The 16,816-nt window shown below is 60.6% G+C and carries 15 protein-coding genes; 3 read left to right on the forward strand and 12 right to left on the reverse strand.

All coding sequences use genetic code 11. The features are described 5' to 3' along the window. Together GSM73_RS18175 and GSM73_RS18180 are read left to right on the forward strand one after the other, a co-directional pair. Positions 1-957: calcium/sodium antiporter (locus tag GSM73_RS18175; protein ID WP_256676948.1), on the forward strand; the 957-nt coding region annotated here is incomplete at its 5' end. Then, positions 954-1,334, forward strand: a complete 381-nt coding sequence (locus GSM73_RS18180; protein WP_076383558.1) for a carboxymuconolactone decarboxylase family protein — start codon at positions 954-956, stop codon at positions 1,332-1,334. The genes GSM73_RS18175 and GSM73_RS18180, both read left to right, overlap by 4 nt. A gap of 134 nt (positions 1,335-1,468) precedes the next feature. Here the strand turns inward: GSM73_RS18180 and GSM73_RS18185 are convergent, their stop codons facing one another. From GSM73_RS18185 to GSM73_RS18225, 9 genes are all read right to left on the reverse strand, one after another. After that, positions 1,469-2,410 carry an AEC family transporter gene (locus GSM73_RS18185; RefSeq protein ID WP_076383557.1) on the reverse strand — a complete coding sequence of 314 codons (942 nt, stop codon included), beginning with the start codon at positions 2,408-2,410 and terminating at the stop codon, positions 1,469-1,471. A gap of 257 nt (positions 2,411-2,667) precedes the next feature. Then, complete coding sequence (garD, locus tag GSM73_RS18190) at positions 2,668-4,221, reverse strand: galactarate dehydratase (RefSeq protein WP_160893412.1); 1,554 nt, start codon at positions 4,219-4,221, stop codon at positions 2,668-2,670. Between the two features lie 13 nt (positions 4,222-4,234). After that, positions 4,235-5,599 (reverse strand): MFS transporter, encoded by a 1,365-nt coding sequence (locus GSM73_RS18195; protein ID WP_047228688.1) that lies wholly within the window; start codon positions 5,597-5,599, stop codon positions 4,235-4,237. Positions 5,600-5,684: 85 nt separating this feature from the next. Further along, entirely contained in the window at positions 5,685-7,130 is a 1,446-nt protein-coding gene (locus tag GSM73_RS18200) for an aldehyde dehydrogenase family protein (protein WP_047228689.1), read from the reverse strand. A 129-nt stretch (positions 7,131-7,259) separates the two neighbouring features. Further along, positions 7,260-8,171, reverse strand: coding sequence for a 5-dehydro-4-deoxyglucarate dehydratase (kdgD, locus tag GSM73_RS18205; protein WP_047229014.1), 912 nt, complete (start codon positions 8,169-8,171; stop codon positions 7,260-7,262). Between the two features lie 428 nt (positions 8,172-8,599). Continuing rightward, positions 8,600-9,346, reverse strand: coding sequence for a FadR/GntR family transcriptional regulator (locus GSM73_RS18210; RefSeq protein ID WP_047229015.1), 747 nt, complete (start codon positions 9,344-9,346; stop codon positions 8,600-8,602). Between the two features lie 256 nt (positions 9,347-9,602). Continuing rightward, on the reverse strand, positions 9,603-11,330 hold the full coding sequence (locus tag GSM73_RS18215; protein WP_139049139.1) for an ABC transporter ATP-binding protein/permease: 1,728 nt from the start codon (positions 11,328-11,330) through the stop codon (positions 9,603-9,605). A 93-nt stretch (positions 11,331-11,423) separates the two neighbouring features. After that, positions 11,424-11,984: a response regulator transcription factor gene (locus tag GSM73_RS18220; protein WP_047229017.1), complete on the reverse strand. Its 561-nt coding sequence runs from the start codon at positions 11,982-11,984 to the stop codon at positions 11,424-11,426. Beyond that, positions 11,977-13,239 carry an ATP-binding protein gene (locus GSM73_RS18225; RefSeq protein WP_047229018.1) on the reverse strand — a complete coding sequence of 421 codons (1,263 nt, stop codon included), beginning with the start codon at positions 13,237-13,239 and terminating at the stop codon, positions 11,977-11,979. Before GSM73_RS18225 ends, GSM73_RS18220 begins: the two co-directional genes overlap by 8 nt. Before the next feature lie 368 nt (positions 13,240-13,607). Here GSM73_RS18225 and GSM73_RS18230 point away from each other — a divergent pair, with 368 nt between their 5' ends. Beyond that, positions 13,608-14,324, forward strand: coding sequence for an SIMPL domain-containing protein (locus GSM73_RS18230; protein WP_160893414.1), 717 nt, complete (start codon positions 13,608-13,610; stop codon positions 14,322-14,324). 148 nt (positions 14,325-14,472) lie between these two features. Here GSM73_RS18230 and GSM73_RS18235 read toward each other — a convergent pair whose 3' ends face one another. From GSM73_RS18235 to GSM73_RS26550, 3 genes are all read right to left on the reverse strand, one after another. Continuing rightward, positions 14,473-14,856, reverse strand: a complete 384-nt coding sequence (locus GSM73_RS18235; protein WP_160893415.1) for a DUF6124 family protein — start codon at positions 14,854-14,856, stop codon at positions 14,473-14,475. Positions 14,857-16,073: 1,217 nt separating this feature from the next. Continuing rightward, the gene (locus tag GSM73_RS18240) at positions 16,074-16,499 is read right to left on the reverse strand and encodes a hypothetical protein (protein ID WP_160893416.1); all 426 of its coding nucleotides are present in this window, start codon (positions 16,497-16,499) and stop codon (positions 16,074-16,076) included. Between the two features lie 16 nt (positions 16,500-16,515). After that, a partial coding sequence (locus GSM73_RS26550; RefSeq protein WP_218575754.1) for a hypothetical protein occupies positions 16,516-16,816 on the reverse strand: 301 nt, incomplete at its 5' end.

Raw genomic sequence — 16,816 nt, forward strand, 5'->3', positions numbered from 1 at the left:
ATCGGCCTGACCGTGGTCGCCTTTGGCAGCAGCGCCCCGCAAATGGCCGTCAGCCTGCAAGCGACCCTGGCGCAGAACGCCGACATCGCCGTGGGCAGCGTGATCGGCAGCAGCATCTTCAACATCCTCGTCACCCTCGGGTTGTCGGCGCTGATCATTCCGTTGCGCGTCTCGCGTCAACTGGTGCGCCTGGACATCCCGCTGATGATCGGCGCCAGCCTGCTGGTGTTCGTGCTGGCCTGGAACGAGGAACTGACGCAACTGGACGGCGCGTTGCTGTTGATGGCCCTGGCGGTGTACCTGGGCCTGTTGCTGCGCCAGTCGCGGCATTCGGGGCGACCGCATGGGATGGGCGTGGACGTGGCGCAAGTGTCATGGCCCAAAAGCCTGTCGATGATGGTCGTGGGCCTGGCGATGCTGATTTTCGCCGGGCACTTGCTGTTGGGCGCGGCGGTGGAAGTGGCGACGGACCTGGGGCTGTCGGAACGCATCATCGGCCTGACCATCGTCGCCGTCAGCACCTCGCTGCCGGAACTCGCCACCTCGCTGATCGCCGCGCTGCGGGGCCAGCGAGACATTGCCGTGGGCAACGTGATCGGCAGCAACCTGTTCAATCTGCTGGGCGTGCTGGGGGTGACGGCCCTCGCCGCGCCCTCGCCGCTCTCGGTGTCCCCCAATGCTCTGGATTTCGACCTGCCGGTGATGCTCGGCGTGGCGGTACTGTGCCTGCCGGTGTTTTATTCCGGCTACCGCGTCACCCGCGCCGAAGGTCTGCTGTTTTTGGGCTTGTACCTGGCCTATGGGCTGCATGTGGTGTCGTTCACTACCGGCATGCCTCTGGCCGGCCAACTGGAACGACTGATGCTGTTCTATGTGCTGCCGGCCCTGCTCGCGTTTTTGCTGTTCAGCTCCTTGCGCGCCTGGCGCCGTCAACACCACAAGAGGGATTTGCCATGACCGACACTCCAAAGACCGGCCTGGACATGCGCCGCCAGGTGATGGGCGACGCGTTCGTCGACCGTGCCTTGGGCAACGCCACCGAATTCACCCAGCCGCTGCAGGACTTCGTCAACGAGCACGCCTGGGGCAGCGTTTGGAGCCGCGAAGGCCTGCCGCTCAAAACCCGCAGCCTGATCACCCTCGCCGCCCTCACCGCCCTCAAATGCCCGCAGGAATTGAAAGGCCACGTGCGCGGGGCGCTGAACAATGGTTGTACGGTTGAGGAGATTCGCGAGGCGTTGCTGCATTGCGCGGTGTATGCGGGGGTGCCGGCGGCGATTGATGCATTCAGGGCGGCGCAGGAAGTGATCGATAGTTATCAGAAATCTGAGTGACTGTTAGATCGCTATCGCGAGCAAGCTCGCTCCCACAGAGATCGCAGGCGGACTGGAAACTTGTGTACACCGCCATCTACTGTGGGAGCGAGCCTGCTCGCGATGGGCCCTCAAGAACACCGCCACCCCAGGCTTCAGATCCACCCACCCCACTGCAACACAAAAATCCCCAAGTTGGTGGTAATTGCCGCCATCAGCGTGGTGATGACGATGATCGCCGCGGCCAGTTCATGGTTGCCATCGGCCGCGCGGGCCATGACGTAACTGGCGGCGGCGGTGGGGCTGCCAAAGTACAGGAACAGAATTCCCAGCTCCGCCCCACGAAAACCCCAGAGCCAGGCGCCGAGGGTGGCCAGCAGGGGCAGGCCGATCATTTTCACCAGGCTCGAACTCAGGGCCATCTTGCCGCTTTTGCGCAGCGCCGCCAGCGACAGCGTGCCGCCGATGCAGATCAACGCCAGCGGCAAAGTCATCTGGGCAAGGTATTTGGCCGAGGTTTCAAACCAGTTCGGCAGGCCTATCTGCCAATAGGCCAACGGCGCGGCTACGACCACACTGATGATCAGCGGGTTGCTGACCACGCTTTTGCAGATGCTCCAGGGGTCGGACTTGATCACTGGGCTGTAGACCGCCAGCACGATGGTCGACAGGGTGTTGTAGAACAGGATCACCAGCGCCGCGAGTATCGACCCCAGGGAAATCCCGTAGTCGCCATACATGCTCGCCGCCAGTGCCAGGCCGATCACGCCGTTGTTGCCGCGAAAGGCGCCCTGGGTATAGATGCCACGGTCCTCACGCGGGCAACGCCAGATCGCCCAGCCCCAGGCCACGGCAAAGCACACCAGGGTGGCAATGGAGAAATAGATCAACAGGTCCGGCTGCAATGCCGCGTGGAGATCGGCATGCAGGATGCCGAGGAACAACAGCGCCGGCATGGTGACGTTGAACACCAGGGACGAGGCGATGTGAATGAAATTGTCGTTGATCCAGTAAATGCGCTTGAGCAGTGTCCCCAGAAACAACATGGCAAACACCGGTGCGGTGATGTTCAGGGTTTCGAGGAAAATTGCCAGCATGCCGGGGACCTTGAGAAGGGTGTCGTTAGGTGGCTAATGATAGCCACTAACGACACTGGCGTCTGGTAGACCGCTATCGCGAGCAGGCTCGCTCCCACATTTGTTCCTGGGTGAACACAAAATCCATATTCACCACAACCCCCTGTGGGAGCGAGCTTGCTCGCGAGCGGTGTGTCAGCTTGCATAAATGCTGAATGTACCGCCGTCATCGCGAGCAAGCTCGCTCCCACACTGGATCTCCAGCGATCACAAGTACATCAAGTAATCGGCGCCGGGTTGAACAAGGTGATGTCGTTGTACAGCTTGTGCCGCTCGGCCCAGGTCTGTTTCTTGCCGCTGGCCACGTCCAGGTAGTAATGGAACAGTTCCCAGCCCAGTTCCTCGATGGAGGCGCGCCCGGTGGCGATCCGGCCGGCGTCGATGTCGATCAGGTCCGGCCAGCGCTGGGCCAGTTCGGTGCGGGTCGAGACCTTTACCACCGGCGCCATGGCCAAGCCGTACGGCGTGCCACGGCCGGTGGTGAATACGTGCAGGTTCATCCCCGCCGCCAGTTGCAACGTGCCGCAGACAAAATCACTGGCCGGCGTGGCGCAGAAGATCAGGCCCTTTTGCTTAAAGCGCTCGCCCGGACCCAACACGCCGTTGATCGCACTGCTGCCGGACTTGACGATCGAGCCCAGGGATTTTTCGACGATGTTCGACAGCCCGCCCTTCTTGTTGCCCGGCGTGGTGTTGGCACTGCGATCGGCCTCGCCCTTGGCCAGGTAACGGTCGTACCAGTCCATCTCGCGTACCAGCTCCTGGGCGACTTCCCGGGTTTGCGCCCGGGAGGTCAGCAGGTAGATCGCATCGCGCACTTCGGTGACTTCGGAAAACATCACCGTCGCCCCGGCCCGCAGCAGCAGGTCCGAGGCATAGCCCAGGGCCGGGTTGGCGGTGATGCCGGAAAACGCATCGCTGCCGCCGCACTGCATGCCCAGGATCAGCTCCGAGGCCGGCACGGTTTCGCGGCGGCGCTGGTCGAGTTTCTTCAGCCGGGTTTCGGCCAGTTCCATGATCTGCTCGATCATTTCGGTAAAACCGTGACTGGAATCCTGCAAGCGATACAGCCATGGCTCACTGAGGTCCACCGAGCTGTCGTTCTCATGCATCACCTGCCCGGCCTGCAATTTCTCGCAGCCCAGGCTGATTACCAGCGCTTCGCCCCCCAGGTTCGGGTTGCGTGCCAGATTGCGCACGGTGCGGATCGGGATGTAAGCGTCGGTGGCGGTGATCGCCACGCCGCAGCCGTAGCTGTGGGTCAGCGCCACCACGTCATCGACGTTCGGGTACTTGGGCAGCAATTCGTCCTTGATGCGCTTGACCGCATGGTCCAGCACCCCGGTCACGCACTGCACCGTGGTGGTGATGCCCAGGATGTTGCGCGTGCCCACGGTACCGTCGGCGTTGCGATAGCCCTCGAAGGTGTAGCCTTGCAACGGCGCTTCGGCCGCCGGCACGTCGGTGGACAGCGGCAGGCTGTCCAGCGGCGGCGCGGTGGGCATGCGCAGTTGGTCTTCCTTGACCCAACTGCCACGGGGGATTGGTTGCAATGCGTAGCCAATGACCTGGCCGTAGCGAATCACCTCGCCGCCCTCGGGAATATCTTCCAGAGTGACCTTGTGGCTCTGCGGTACAAAGTCCACGGTGACCAGGCCATCCGGGAACTCAGTCCCGGCTGGCACGCCCTGGTCGTTCACCACAATGACCACGTTGTCCCGCTCATTCAGGCGGATGTAACGGGGCGAATCGGCATGTTCAATCAGTTGCATCGACATCGCTCCTTCAGGATTTCGCTTCAGACAGGCTGGAAAGTTGATCATCCCGGGCCGCGGGCTCTTTGAGCACGACACGCTTGATCGGCCCGACGATCACCAGGTAACTGAACACCGCCATCAGCGCGTTGCAGCCCACGAACACCAGCGCCCATTTGAACGAACCGGTGGAGCTGATGATGTAGCCGATGACGATCGGCGTGGTGATCGATGCCAGGTTGCCGAAGGTGTTGAACAGGCCGCCACTCAGACCGGCGATCTGTTTTGGCGAAGTGTCGGACACCACGGCCCAACCCAGTGCGCCTACGCCTTTACCGAAGAAGGCCAAGGCCATGAAGCCCACCACCATCCATTCGATGTCCACGTAGTTGCACGCCACGATGCTGCTGGACACCAGCAGGCCGGCGATGATCGGCGCCTTGCGAGCGAAGGTCAGCGAGTGGCCCTTGCGCAGCAGGTAGTCGGAAATCACCCCGCCTAGCACGCCACCGATGAAGCCGCAGATCGCCGGCAAGGAGGCGATGAAACCAGCCTTGAGGATGGTCATGCCGCGTTCCTGCACCAGGTACACCGGGAACCAGGTCAGGAAGAAGTAGGTGATGCCGTTGATGCAGTATTGGCCCAGGTACACGCCGAGCATCATGCGGTTGGTCAGCAGTTGGCGGATGTAATCCCACTTCGGACCGTCGGTCTTCTTACCCCTGCCCTTGTCCTGGTCCATGTCGACCATCGCGCCGTTGGCGGCGATGTGATTGAACTCGGCCTCATTGATCATCGGGTGCTGACGCGGGCTGTGGATAACCTTCAGCCAGACCAGCGAGAACACGATACCGACCACGCCCATCACGATGAACACGTGCTGCCAGCCAAAGCGGTAGACGATCCAACCCATCAGCGGCGCAAACAACACCGTGGCGAAATACTGGGCCGAGTTGAAAATCGCCGAAGCGGTGCCGCGTTCAGCGGTGGGGAACCAGGCCGCGACGATGCGGGCGTTACCCGGGAAGGAAGGCGCCTCGGCCAGCCCCACCAGAAAACGCAGCATGAACAGCGCCACCACGGCGGTGGAGACACCGAATTCACCGACATAGCCTTGCAGCACGGTGAACAGCGACCAGGTAAAAATGCTCAAGGCATAGATTTTTTTCGACCCGAACCGGTCAAGCAGCCAGCCGCCTGGGATCTGCCCGGCCACGTAGGCCCAGCCGAAGGCGGAGAAGATATAACCGAGGGTAACGGCATCGATGCCGAGGTCTTTCTGCAGGCTGGAGCCGGCGATAGCGATGGTTGCGCGGTCGGCATAGTTGATCGTTGTCACCAGAAACAGCATGAGCAGGATCAAATAGCGGACGCGAGTCGGCTTGGTTTCTTGCATTTAAATCTACTTCCACTATTTATTTTTATACGGGAAATCTGGTTGTACGGCCGGGCGGGTTGTCCCGCTCCGGCCGGTGTCGCAATTACGATCCGATGTAAGAAGTTTTCACCACGGTGTAGAACTCTTGCGCATAGCGACCTTGCTCGCGCGAGCCATAGGACGAACCTTTGCGGCCGCCGAACGGTACATGGTAATCCACGCCGGCGGTCGGCAGATTGACCATCACCATGCCCGCCTGGGAATGACGCTTGAAGTGGTTGGCATATTTGAGCGAGGTGGTGGCGATACCGGCGGACAGCCCGAACTCGGTGTCGTTGGCCATCGCCAGCGCCGCTTCATAATCGGCCACACGGACGACGTTGGCCACCGGGCCAAAGATTTCTTCGCGGCTGATGCGCATCGAGGCTTCGCTGTCGGCAAACAGTGTCGGTGCCAGGAAATAACCTTCGGTGTCGCACGTCACCAGGCCGCCACCGCTGACCAGCCGCGCACCTTCGCTCTGGCCGATGTCGATGTACTTCAAGTCCTGGTTGAGCTGGGCTTCGGAAACCACCGGCCCGATATCGGTGCCGGCCTTCAAGGCATGACCGACCTTGATCGACTGCATGCGCTCGGCCATGGCAGCGACGAACTTGTCGTGGATGCCGGCGGTCACGATCAGGCGGCTCGAAGCCGTGCAACGCTGGCCGGTGGAGTAGAACGCGCTCTGCACCGCCAGTTCGACAGCCTGTTTGAGATCGGCGTCGTCGAGGATGACCTGCGGGTTCTTGCCGCCCATCTCCAGTTGCACCTTGGCCTGGCGCGCCACGCAATTGACCGCGATCTGCCGCCCCACGCCCACGGAACCGGTGAAGCTGATACCGTCGACCTTCGGGCTGTTGACCAGGACTTCACCGACCACACGGCCGCTGCCCATCACCAGGTTGAACACACCGGCCGGGAAACCGGCGCGGGAAATGATGTCCGCCAGGGCCCAGGCACAACCTGGCACCAATTCGGCGGGCTTGATCACCACACAGTTGCCGTAGGCCAGCGCCGGGGCGATCTTCCAGGCAGGGATCGCGATCGGGAAGTTCCACGGCGTGATCAAACCGACCACACCCAACGCTTCACGGGTGACTTCGACGTTGACGCCCGGGCGCACCGACGGCAAGTAATCGCCCGACAGGCGCAGGCACTCGCCAGCGAAAAACTTGAAAATGTTGCCGGCGCGGGTCACTTCGCCAATGGCTTCGGGCAGGGTCTTGCCCTCCTCCCGGGCCAACAGTTGGCCGAGTTCTTCGCGACGGGCGAGGATCTCGCTGCCGACTTTGTCCAGCGCATCGTGACGGGCCTGGATGCCCGAGGTCGACCAGGCCGGGAACGCGGCGCGGGCGGCTTCGATGGCGGCATTGACTTGAGCTGCATCAGCCTTGGCGTATTCACCAATGACATCGGACAAGTCAGACGGGTTGATGTTGGTGCAATAGTCGGCACCGGCCACCCACTGACCGTTGATGTAGTTATCGAAACGCTTTGAATCTGCCACGGAGCTACTCCTTCTACAATAGCTGTCTAGGAACGCAGAGCGTCCCTGGCTGCGTGCCCACGCGGAGCGTGGGAACGATCAAGCCTTACGCAAAAAGCCGCTGATTGCTCAGCGGCTTTGTCGGGTCTGTTACTGCTTGCCTTGCTTGTCGATCAGCGCGGCCAGGGCTTCGTATTCTTCCGGCAGCAGGTCGGTCAGCGGCGTACGCACAGGACCTGCGTCGTAGCCGACGATCTTCGCGCCAGCCTTGACGATGCTCACGGCATAACCGGCCTTGCGGTTACGAATGTCCAGGTAAGGCAGGAAGAAGTCGTCGATGATCTTGCCGACGGTCGCGTGATCTTCACGGGAAATGGCGTGGTAGAAATCCATCGCGGTTTTCGGAATGAAGTTGAACACCGCCGAGGAGTAGACCGGCACGCCCAGGGCCTTGTAGGCCGCGGCATAGACTTCTGCGGTCGGCAGGCCGCCCAGGTAGCTGAAACGATCGCCGAGACGACGGCGGATCGACACCATCAGTTCGATATCGCCCAGGCCATCCTTGTAGCCGATCAGGTTCGGGCAGCGCTCGGCCAGTTGCTCCAAGTGCGTGGCGTTCAGGCGGCAGACGTTGCGGTTGTAAACCACCACGCCGATCTTCACCGATTTGCACACGGCTTCAACGTGGGCGGCTACGCCGTCCTGGCTGGCTTCAGTCAGGTAGTGCGGCAGCAGCAACAGGCCCTTGGCGCCCAGACGCTCGGCTTCCTGAGCGTACTCGATGGCCTGACGGGTAGCACCGCCGACACCGGCGAGGATTGGCACGCTGGTGGCGCAGGTATCAACAGCTGTCTTGATGACTTGCGAATACTCGCTGGCGGCCAGGGAGAAAAACTCACCGGTGCCACCGGCCGCGAAAAGTGCCGAGGCGCCATACGGGGCCAGCCACTCGAGGCGCTTGACGTAGCTGTCGCGATTGAAATCGCCTTGAGCAGTGAAATCGGTGACCGGGAAAGACAGCAGGCCAGACGAGAGGATGGACTTCAGTTCTTGTGGATTCATTATTCGAACACCCTGGACGCAAATGTTGTGTTGTAGGAAACGGTTCAGCTTCAAGAGAAGTTGTAAGTCATCGTACAACTTAAAATACGAACGTCAACTGCATTTCGTCTTTTGTCGGGGGTCAGGTGCGCGGAGTTTGGCGAAAAGCCTTTGAGATCGGGCCTTTGAGGTTTGCTGGCAAACTGAGGAATCTTGCCCTGCGAGGCAGCGGACCGCTCTTCAAGTTGCGGATTAAGGTGTAGGGCTTATTGAACTCGAACCAAACACGGGACCGCTGTGGCGAGGGAGCTTGCTCCCGTTCGACTGCGAAGCAGTCGCCAACCTGTTGAACGGCGATCGACCGAAAGAGCTGAGGGGCCGCTTCGCAGCCCAGCGGGAGCAAGCTCCCTCGCCACGACAGCATCCTTGCCAGCAGAGCAGTGAGCGATTCAGCCCTGCGCTTGCGCCTCTTCATGAGCCTGGCGCAGCCGTTCGCGGCTGTTGGTCAGGTGCAAGCGCATGGCCGCACGGGCCGCGTCGGAGTCCTGGCGGGCGATGGCTTCGTAGATTTCCTCGTGCTCACGGCTCAGGCGGTCCATGTAGTGCTGGTGGTCGTCGTGGGCCAGGCGCGCCGAATTCAACCGGGTGCGCGGGATGATGCTGGTGCCCAGGTGGGTCATGATGTCAGTGAAGTAGCGGTTGCCGGTGGACAGGGCGATTTCAAGGTGGAAGGCGAAGTCCGAGGCCACCGCGTCGCTGGCGTGGGCCGCGCTTTCGTTCAGCGCATCCAGGGCAGCGCGCATCGCAGCCAGTTGCTCGTCGCTGCGGCGCTGGGCTGCAAGGCCTGCCGATTCCACTTCCAGGCTGATGCGCAACTCCAGGATCGCCAGCACGTCACGCAAGGTGACCACCGTCGCCGGGTCGATGCGAAAGCCGCTCGGGCTGGGCGTGTCCAGCACGAAGGTGCCGATGCCGTGGCGGGTTTCCACCTGGCCGGCGGCCTGCAAACGGGAAATCGCCTCGCGCACCACGGTGCGGCTGACGCCATGGGCTTCCATGATCGCCGACTCGGTGGGCAATTTATCGCCACGCTTGAGAAGACCGTCGCGAATCTGCTCGGTCAACACCGTCACCAGCTCCTGCGCCAGGCTGCGGCGCTTGCGGGGAAGGCGTGGTACGTCGATCGGTCTTTCCATGTGTCTGTGTCTCGGCAAGCGGCTGAATGCGCATCATGATAGCGCAACGGGGTTGTACGATCACCGTGCTCCCTGGCGGTCTTGGCAAAGTTTGCCGCCATGCACCGTTGTGGCGAGGGGATTTATCCCCGCTGGGCTGCGGAGCAGCCCTCTTGATCTACCAGCAGATCAATATCGTTGACCTTTGATTTTGAAGGGGCGCTTCGCACCCAACGGGGATAAATCCCCTCGCCACAACGGTGTTCGGCAATGACAATCAGGCGACTACAGCTTGCTCCACCAGTTGGCCATTTTCGATACGCACATGTCGCGGATGGAACCGTTTCAAACTGCTGCGATGGCCAACGCTGACAATGCTCAGCCCCGGCAACTGGTCAATCAGCGCCTGGTACAGCGTCGCTTCATCTTCTTCGTCCATCGCCGACGTGGCTTCGTCCATATACAACCATTGTGGTGCGTAGAGCAATGCGCGGGCGAACGCCAGGCGTTGCTGCTCGCCGGGCGAGAGCATGCGCTGCCAATGGTTGGCTTCGTCCAGGCGCGCCACCAGATGCGGCAGACGACAGGTTTCCAGCACTTGGGCATAACGCTCTGGCGGGTACGTGTCCCCCGGCTGTGGATAACTCAGCGCTTCGCGCAACGTGCCAATGGGCAGATAAGGTTTTTGCGGCAGGAACAGATAACGCGCCGCGGGCAACCGGATCGCGCCGTGGCCATCCGGCCACAAATGCCCCATTGCCCGGAACAGGGTGGATTTACCGCTGCCCGAACGCCCGCTGAGCATCACCCGCTCGCCCGGTTCGACGGTCATGTCGGTATGGCTGAGCAAATGGCGGCCGTCGGCCAGGTCCAACCCCAGGTTTTGCACTTTCAATGCATGGCCTTGGTTCTGCACATCGATGGCCGGCACGCGGTCTTCGTTGTCGCTCATGGCCTGGCGGAAGCTCAGCAGACGGTCACACGTGGCGCGCCACGCGGCGAGGTCGGTGTACGCGCTGATGAACCAACTGAAGTTCTCCTGCACATTGCCGAACGCCGAGTTGATCTGCATGAGCTCGCCCAGCTGAATCTTGCCGGCGAAGTAGCGTGGCGCGGCGACGATGAACGGGAAGATGATCGCAATCTGGCCGTAGCCGGAGGTGAAGAAGGTCAGGCGCTTGGACACCCGCATGATGTCCCAGAAGTTATGCCAGACCAGACCAAAGCGGCCACTCAAGCGGCGGTTCTCGTTGGGTTCGCCGTTGTACAAGGCAATGCTCTCGGCGTTCTCACGCACCCGCACCATGGAAAAACGCAGGTCGGCTTCAAAGCGTTGCTGGTTGTTGTTCAGGCTGATCAAGCGACGACCGATCAGGTGCGTCAGCCAACTGCCCACCGCCGCATACACCAGCGCACACCAGAACATGTAGCCGGGGATGGTGTAGCCAAATACCTGGATGCTGCCCGACACGCCCCACAAAATGATCGAGAACGACACCAGGCTGACCACGGTGCGCAGCAGCCCCAGGCCCAGTCCCAAGGTGTTGCTGGTAAAACTGTTGAGGTCTTCGGAGATCCGCTGGTCCGGGTTATCGGTGTAACCGCCCTGCTCCAGCCGGTAGTAATTCTTGTCATTGAGCCAACGGGCGAAGTGTTTCTCCGTGAGCCAGGCCCGCCAGCGAATGGTGAGCATCTGCGTGAGGTACAAGCGATACACCGCGCCCAGGATCGCCACCGCGGCGATGCCGCAGAAATACAGGATCAACCGCCAGAACGCGACGCTGTCCTTCTCCTGCAAGGCGTTATAGAAATCCTTGTACCAACTGTTGATCCACACCGAAATCGCCACGCTGAACAGCGACAGCACGATGACGGCAATCAACAGCGTCCAGGCCTTGCCCTTCTCCTCACTGCGCCAGTACGGCGTGGTCATTTGCCAGACACGGCGGAAAAACTGCCCGCGCACCGCATCATTGACCGCGGAATATTCAGCGTTCTGATTCATGGTTAAGGCTCTGTAAAGAAAAAAAACTCGGGCCGATCATAGAACAACGGCCCGATTTGCCGCGAGGGTGGACAACATCTGTTCAGCGCAGGTTCAGCGACGCACGGGGCGCTTCTGCAATTTGCGCTGCAAGGTACGCCGGTGCATGCCCAAGGCGCGGGCAGTGGCGGAAATGTTGCCTTCGTGCTCGGTCAGCACCCGCTGGATGTGCTCCCATTGTAGGCGGTCCACCGACATGGGGTTTTCCGGCACCAAGGTGTCCAGATCGGCGTGCTCGGACAACAGGGCCGCCAGCACGTCATCGGCGTCGGCCGGTTTGCACAGGTAATTGCAGGCGCCACGCTTGATCGCCTCCACCGCGGTGGCGATGCTCGAATAGCCGGTGAGGATCACCACGCGCATTTCCGGGTCCAGCTCCAGCAGCTTGGGCAACAGCACCAGGCCCGAGTCGCCGTCCATTTTCAAATCCAGCGCGGCGTAGTCCGGCAGGTCGGCCTGGGCGATGCTCAAACCTTCCTCGGCGGAACCTGCGGTGCTCACGCGAAAGCCCCGACGGGACATGGCCCGGGCCATGACGCGGGTGAAGGTGGCGTCGTCGTCCACCAGCAACAGATGCGGCAGTTCTTCGCCGTCGACTTGGATCTCGTCACTCATGTTCGTCTCCTCGGTCGGCATGGGGCAGGCGCAGCTCGGTGAGCGTGCCGCCCTCCTCATGGGGGTAGAGTTTCACCGAGCCGCCGGCGCGTGTCACGCTGGCCTTGCTCAAAAACAGGCCCAGGCCGAAACCTTTGCCCTTGGTGGTGTAGAACGGCTTGCCGATTTGCTCGGCAATCGCCAGCGGCACACCCGCGCCGTGGTCGCGGATGCTGATGGTCAGCTCGTAGGCATTCCAGTCCAGCGCCACTTCCAGGCCTTCGGGGCAGGCGTCGGCGGCGTTGTTCAACAAGTTGAGCAACGCCTGGGTCAGGTCCGGCGGCGGCGCCATGCGCGGCACCGGTCCTTGACCCAGACGCTGGAAGCGATAACTGGCCTCCGGGCGCATCAGGTGCCAGCGATTCAGGGCCTCGTCGAGCCAGTCGGTGACGTCCTGCATGTCGATGGCCAGCCGGCGATTGGCCTCGGCGGCACGCACCAGGTACTGCAGGGTTTCCTTGCAGAGCTGGACCTGATCCTGCAACACACCGAGGTCTTCCTGCAGCGCCGGGTCGTGATGATCCTGGCGCATCTCCTTGAGCAGTACGCTCATGGTGGCCAACGGCGTGCCCAACTCATGGGCGGCACCCGCGGCCTGGGTCGCCACGGCCAGCAATTGCTCGTCCCGCAGGCCCTCTTCACGGCGAATGGCCCGCAGTTCTTCTTGACGACGCAACTCTTCGGCCATGCGCGCAGCAAAAAACGTAATGACCGCCGCCGCCAGGGCGAAACTCAACCACATGCCGTAGATCTGCAGGTTTTCCCGAGCGATAGGGAAAGTTTCCAGCGGATAGAAGCGCGCCAGCAACAAGGTGTACAGCGCCAGGGCGATGCCGGACAGGATCAGCGAATACCGCCACGGCAACGTCACCGCGGCAATGGTCAGCGGCACCAGGTAATAAGACACGAAAGGGTTGGTGGAGCCGCCGGAGAAATACAGCAACGCGCTGTGGATAAACAGATCGCAGGCCAGTTGCACGGCGTATTCCAGCTCAGTCACCGGCCACGAGGTGCGCAGACGGATGGCGGTCAGCGCGCACAGTATCGAAGAGCAGGCCAGGGTGATCGCCAATTGCAGCCACGGCAGCGGCAGCAGCTCGAACCAATAGGCGAGCCCCACGGACCCGGCCTGGGCGGCCAGGACCAGAATGCGGATAAACGTCAGACGCCAGAGGTTCTGGCGAGAGGCGGAAGTCATTTGCAAAGGGGCGAGCATGAGCTCTCCTGATGAGCGCTCCAGGCGGATCGCACGGAGTATAACCAAGGCGCGACGTGCACAGGCAGCTATGCGGCAAAGCGCCACAGCCCCGAAATGACACACTAACCATTGTGGCGAGGGGATTTATCCCCGCTGGGGCGCGAAGCGGCCCCCAAAATAAGGTCGGGCACCACGCTGAGCTAGATCATGACAATTCTGGGACTGCTGCGCAGTCCAGCGGGGATAAATCCCCTCGCCACAAAAGCTCCCCTGACCTTCGCATCTGTATAGAAGTTGTAACTGTGCGAACCCGCCCATAAAAGCTAGAGTCTTACCGTTCACGCAGGCCCGGATCTCACCCCTGCGCCTCATCCCAAGGAGCTTTCATGCAAACGTTCAGTCGTCACGCCGCCCTGCTCGCCCTCAGCCTCGGCACCGTCGCCAGCCTGCCGGCCCTGGCCGCCGATGAGCTTCACTACAACCAGATTTCCCTGCGCGCCGAAGCCAGCCAGGAAGTCGCCCGCGACCTGATGATCGTCACCCTCTACACCGAGGAACAAAACACCGACCCGGCCAAACTCGCTGCGGCCGTCACCACCACGCTGAACAAAGCCATCGGCCAGGCCAAGCAGGTCAAGGACATCACCCTGCGCCAGGGCAGCCGTAACAGTTACCCGGTCTACGACAACAAAGGCCAGAAAATCACCGGCTGGCGCGAACGCGCTGAACTGCGCCTGGAAAGCGCCGACTTCGCGGCCCTGTCCAAACTCACCGGCGAGTTGCTCACCGACCTGAAAATGGGCGGCATGGACTTCACCATCTCCACCGCCACCCGCCAGACCAGCGAAGACGCCCTGCTCAAGGACGCCGTCAACGCCTTCAAAGCCCGCGCCCAACTGGCCACCGAAGCCCTGGGTGGCAAGGGTTACAAAATCGTCAACCTGAACCTCAACAGCAACGGCTACCCACAGCCCTACATGCGCCCGCAAATGATGATGAAAGCTGCGTCCATGGATGCTGAATCCCTCACGCCGGAAGTCGAAGCAGGCACCAGCAAAGTGAACATGACGGCGGATGGGGTGGTTGAGGTGTTGATGCAGTAACCCGCCTGAACGTTGCCGATCGTTCCCACGCTCCGCGTGGGAATGCCTCCACGGACGCTCCGCGTTCGGCTTTGGAAAGGGACGCAGAGCGTCCCGGGCTACATTCCCACGCGGAGCATGGGAACGATCAACTTCCGTGGCGAGGGGATCAAGGTGCCGGACTGGCCGGCACTTCAAGCTGATCCAACGCCTTGTCCACCAGCAACTGACACAACTCCACCAACTGATGAATCCCCAACGCCACACTGCGCCGCGTGCCCTCCACTTCAAAGGCCAGGTCCTCGGCCATAGCTTTTACTGAAGCCAGGGTTTCGGAGGTACTGGTCAGCAGCGTGTCAGCGTCGGCTTTGGCGGTGACGGAGAACAGGCTGTCGATGCGGGGGTCGGTGCTTGGCTCTGGTTTTTTTGGGTTGAGGTAATGATTGAGTGCCCGCTCGGCGGTGGCTCGGTCTTTGAGTAGGTCTTCGATGGAATCGAAGCCGAAAAGGGGGTTGGTTTTGTTGAAGGGTGGGTCGGGGACTGACTTATCCATTTATTTGTACCTATTTAGTGATGGGGACCATCACTTGCCGTTTCTCACTCGGCAAAGTGGTGGCAGCTGTGTGCAGGGGTGAGAAATCCGAGAAATAGGTACTCGGCCAGACCGAGGCCTGCCCGCACACAGCCGCCATAACGCATCTACTACAGGCAGCGGATAAGCTGGCGGCAATTATGCAGGTACAGAGGCTGGATGCCTATTATTCGGGTTTCTCACGCCCGGTCGCTGAGTCGCAGCGACAAGAAAAAGGTTAGAGAGCCCACTTCCGAGCGGCAACCCTAAAAAACTGTGGGATGTTTCGGTTCGGGGCCGGCGATCCTTCCGACACAAATGAATGACTCGTGCCGCTTCGCTTCCTGACGTCGCAACCCCCGTGGCGAGGGAGCTTGCTCCCGCTGGGCTGCGCAGCAGCCCTTTTCAGAGTTGTGTGTATATCCGTTTTTTTGGTAACGGCGACTAATGGTTCCGCTCTTACAGCGGGTCACTTTTGAAGAGCGCAAAAGTAACCAAAACGCTTCTGCGGGTATGACTCACCCACATGGGTTACAAATCAGTTCACGCACATAGGTAACAGTTTTTAACTGGCAGGGTCGATTTCGCGAAGGGCCATCCATGGCCCAGCGCGGCTAACCCGGCATCCATGCCGGGTTGCCCACTGCGCAACACCTTCGTTCAGCCAGCGTGGTTAATGGGGCGCCCGAGATCAACGTCCACCACGAGGCGGCCTGGTAGCCGACCTGGTTCTTGGTGGGACCGCGTTTCTCCTGTGGGAGGGGCTGGATGCACATGAATTTCTTGCCTATTGAAAATCCAGCGTGGGAGCGAGCCTGCTCGCGATAGCGGTGGTTCAGTCAATGAGGATTGTTGGCTGTGCCGGTCTTATCGCGAGCAGGCTCGCTCCCGCACTTGGATCGGAGTACGAGCGGGAAAGCCAAGCCGGCTGTCAGGCCGCCTCGCGATGGACGTTGATATCGGGCGCCCCGTTAACCACGATGGCCGAACGCAGTGTTGCGTAGTGGGCACACCGAGCCTAGGCGAGGTGCTTAGTGGCGGGGCAGAAGCGCTTTGGTTACTTTCGCCTGGGCCGGCATTCCGGCTATTTTTTCGAAAGTGCCCCGCCGTCAGAGCGGAACCTTAAGTGGCCGTTACCGCAGGAATGGATATGTACTCGATCAGCTCAGAGCGCCTTACCCCACGATCACAGAAGCACCTCATCCAAACTCATTTATCCGCACAAAACACGCATACACCGCTTCTACCACTGCATCATCTTCGCCCATATCGTGCGCATACAGCCGAAGCCCCAACTCACCTGCTTCAAATCCCGATGAATTAAAGTCCAGGGCTTGGCCCTGCTCCTTCAGGAACTGCTGAACTTCGAGTACAGGAGCACCGACCAAGCGCTGTCCACGCCAACGGAGATCACTCCATTTCAAAAACTCCATGCCAATGACGGTGTACTGCTCATCAAAATAAACGTGAACCCCTAGATCATCGTAGGCGTCAGTTGGAACTGTAGACTCTGGAGCTTTGTAAAATTCCTCGAACCCGTCTCCCAATACCGCTCTCGATTGGTCACGGTGCACGCCGGTATGCATTGATCCAACATCACCAAAACCCACCAACTCGAAACTCATTCTGCTCGCCCTCCGCCTACGGCAACTTCACTATAACGACCTCATCAGAACCTTTGGGCAGCTCTAAAAAACACTTCCACTTCTCTAAAATCTTGCGCCATTCCTGCAAGGTAAACCTGCCCTCAGATTGGCCGATCCAGTCGTCGTTGACCAAGATATCAACTTGCACACCTGAAGCATCCATATTCAATAGGACATCATTTCCACCTTCAATGATTGAGACTTGAACACCACTCTCGATTGATGTGACAGCCTCCAGCAATTGAACACAGTTACTTGGAACCTGAGCGATTGCACTTAATACGCTGCAAACATAA

This window comes from Pseudomonas sp. PICF6 (assembly GCF_009831705.1).
Lineage (GTDB): Bacteria > Pseudomonadota > Gammaproteobacteria > Pseudomonadales > Pseudomonadaceae > Aquipseudomonas > Aquipseudomonas rhizophila.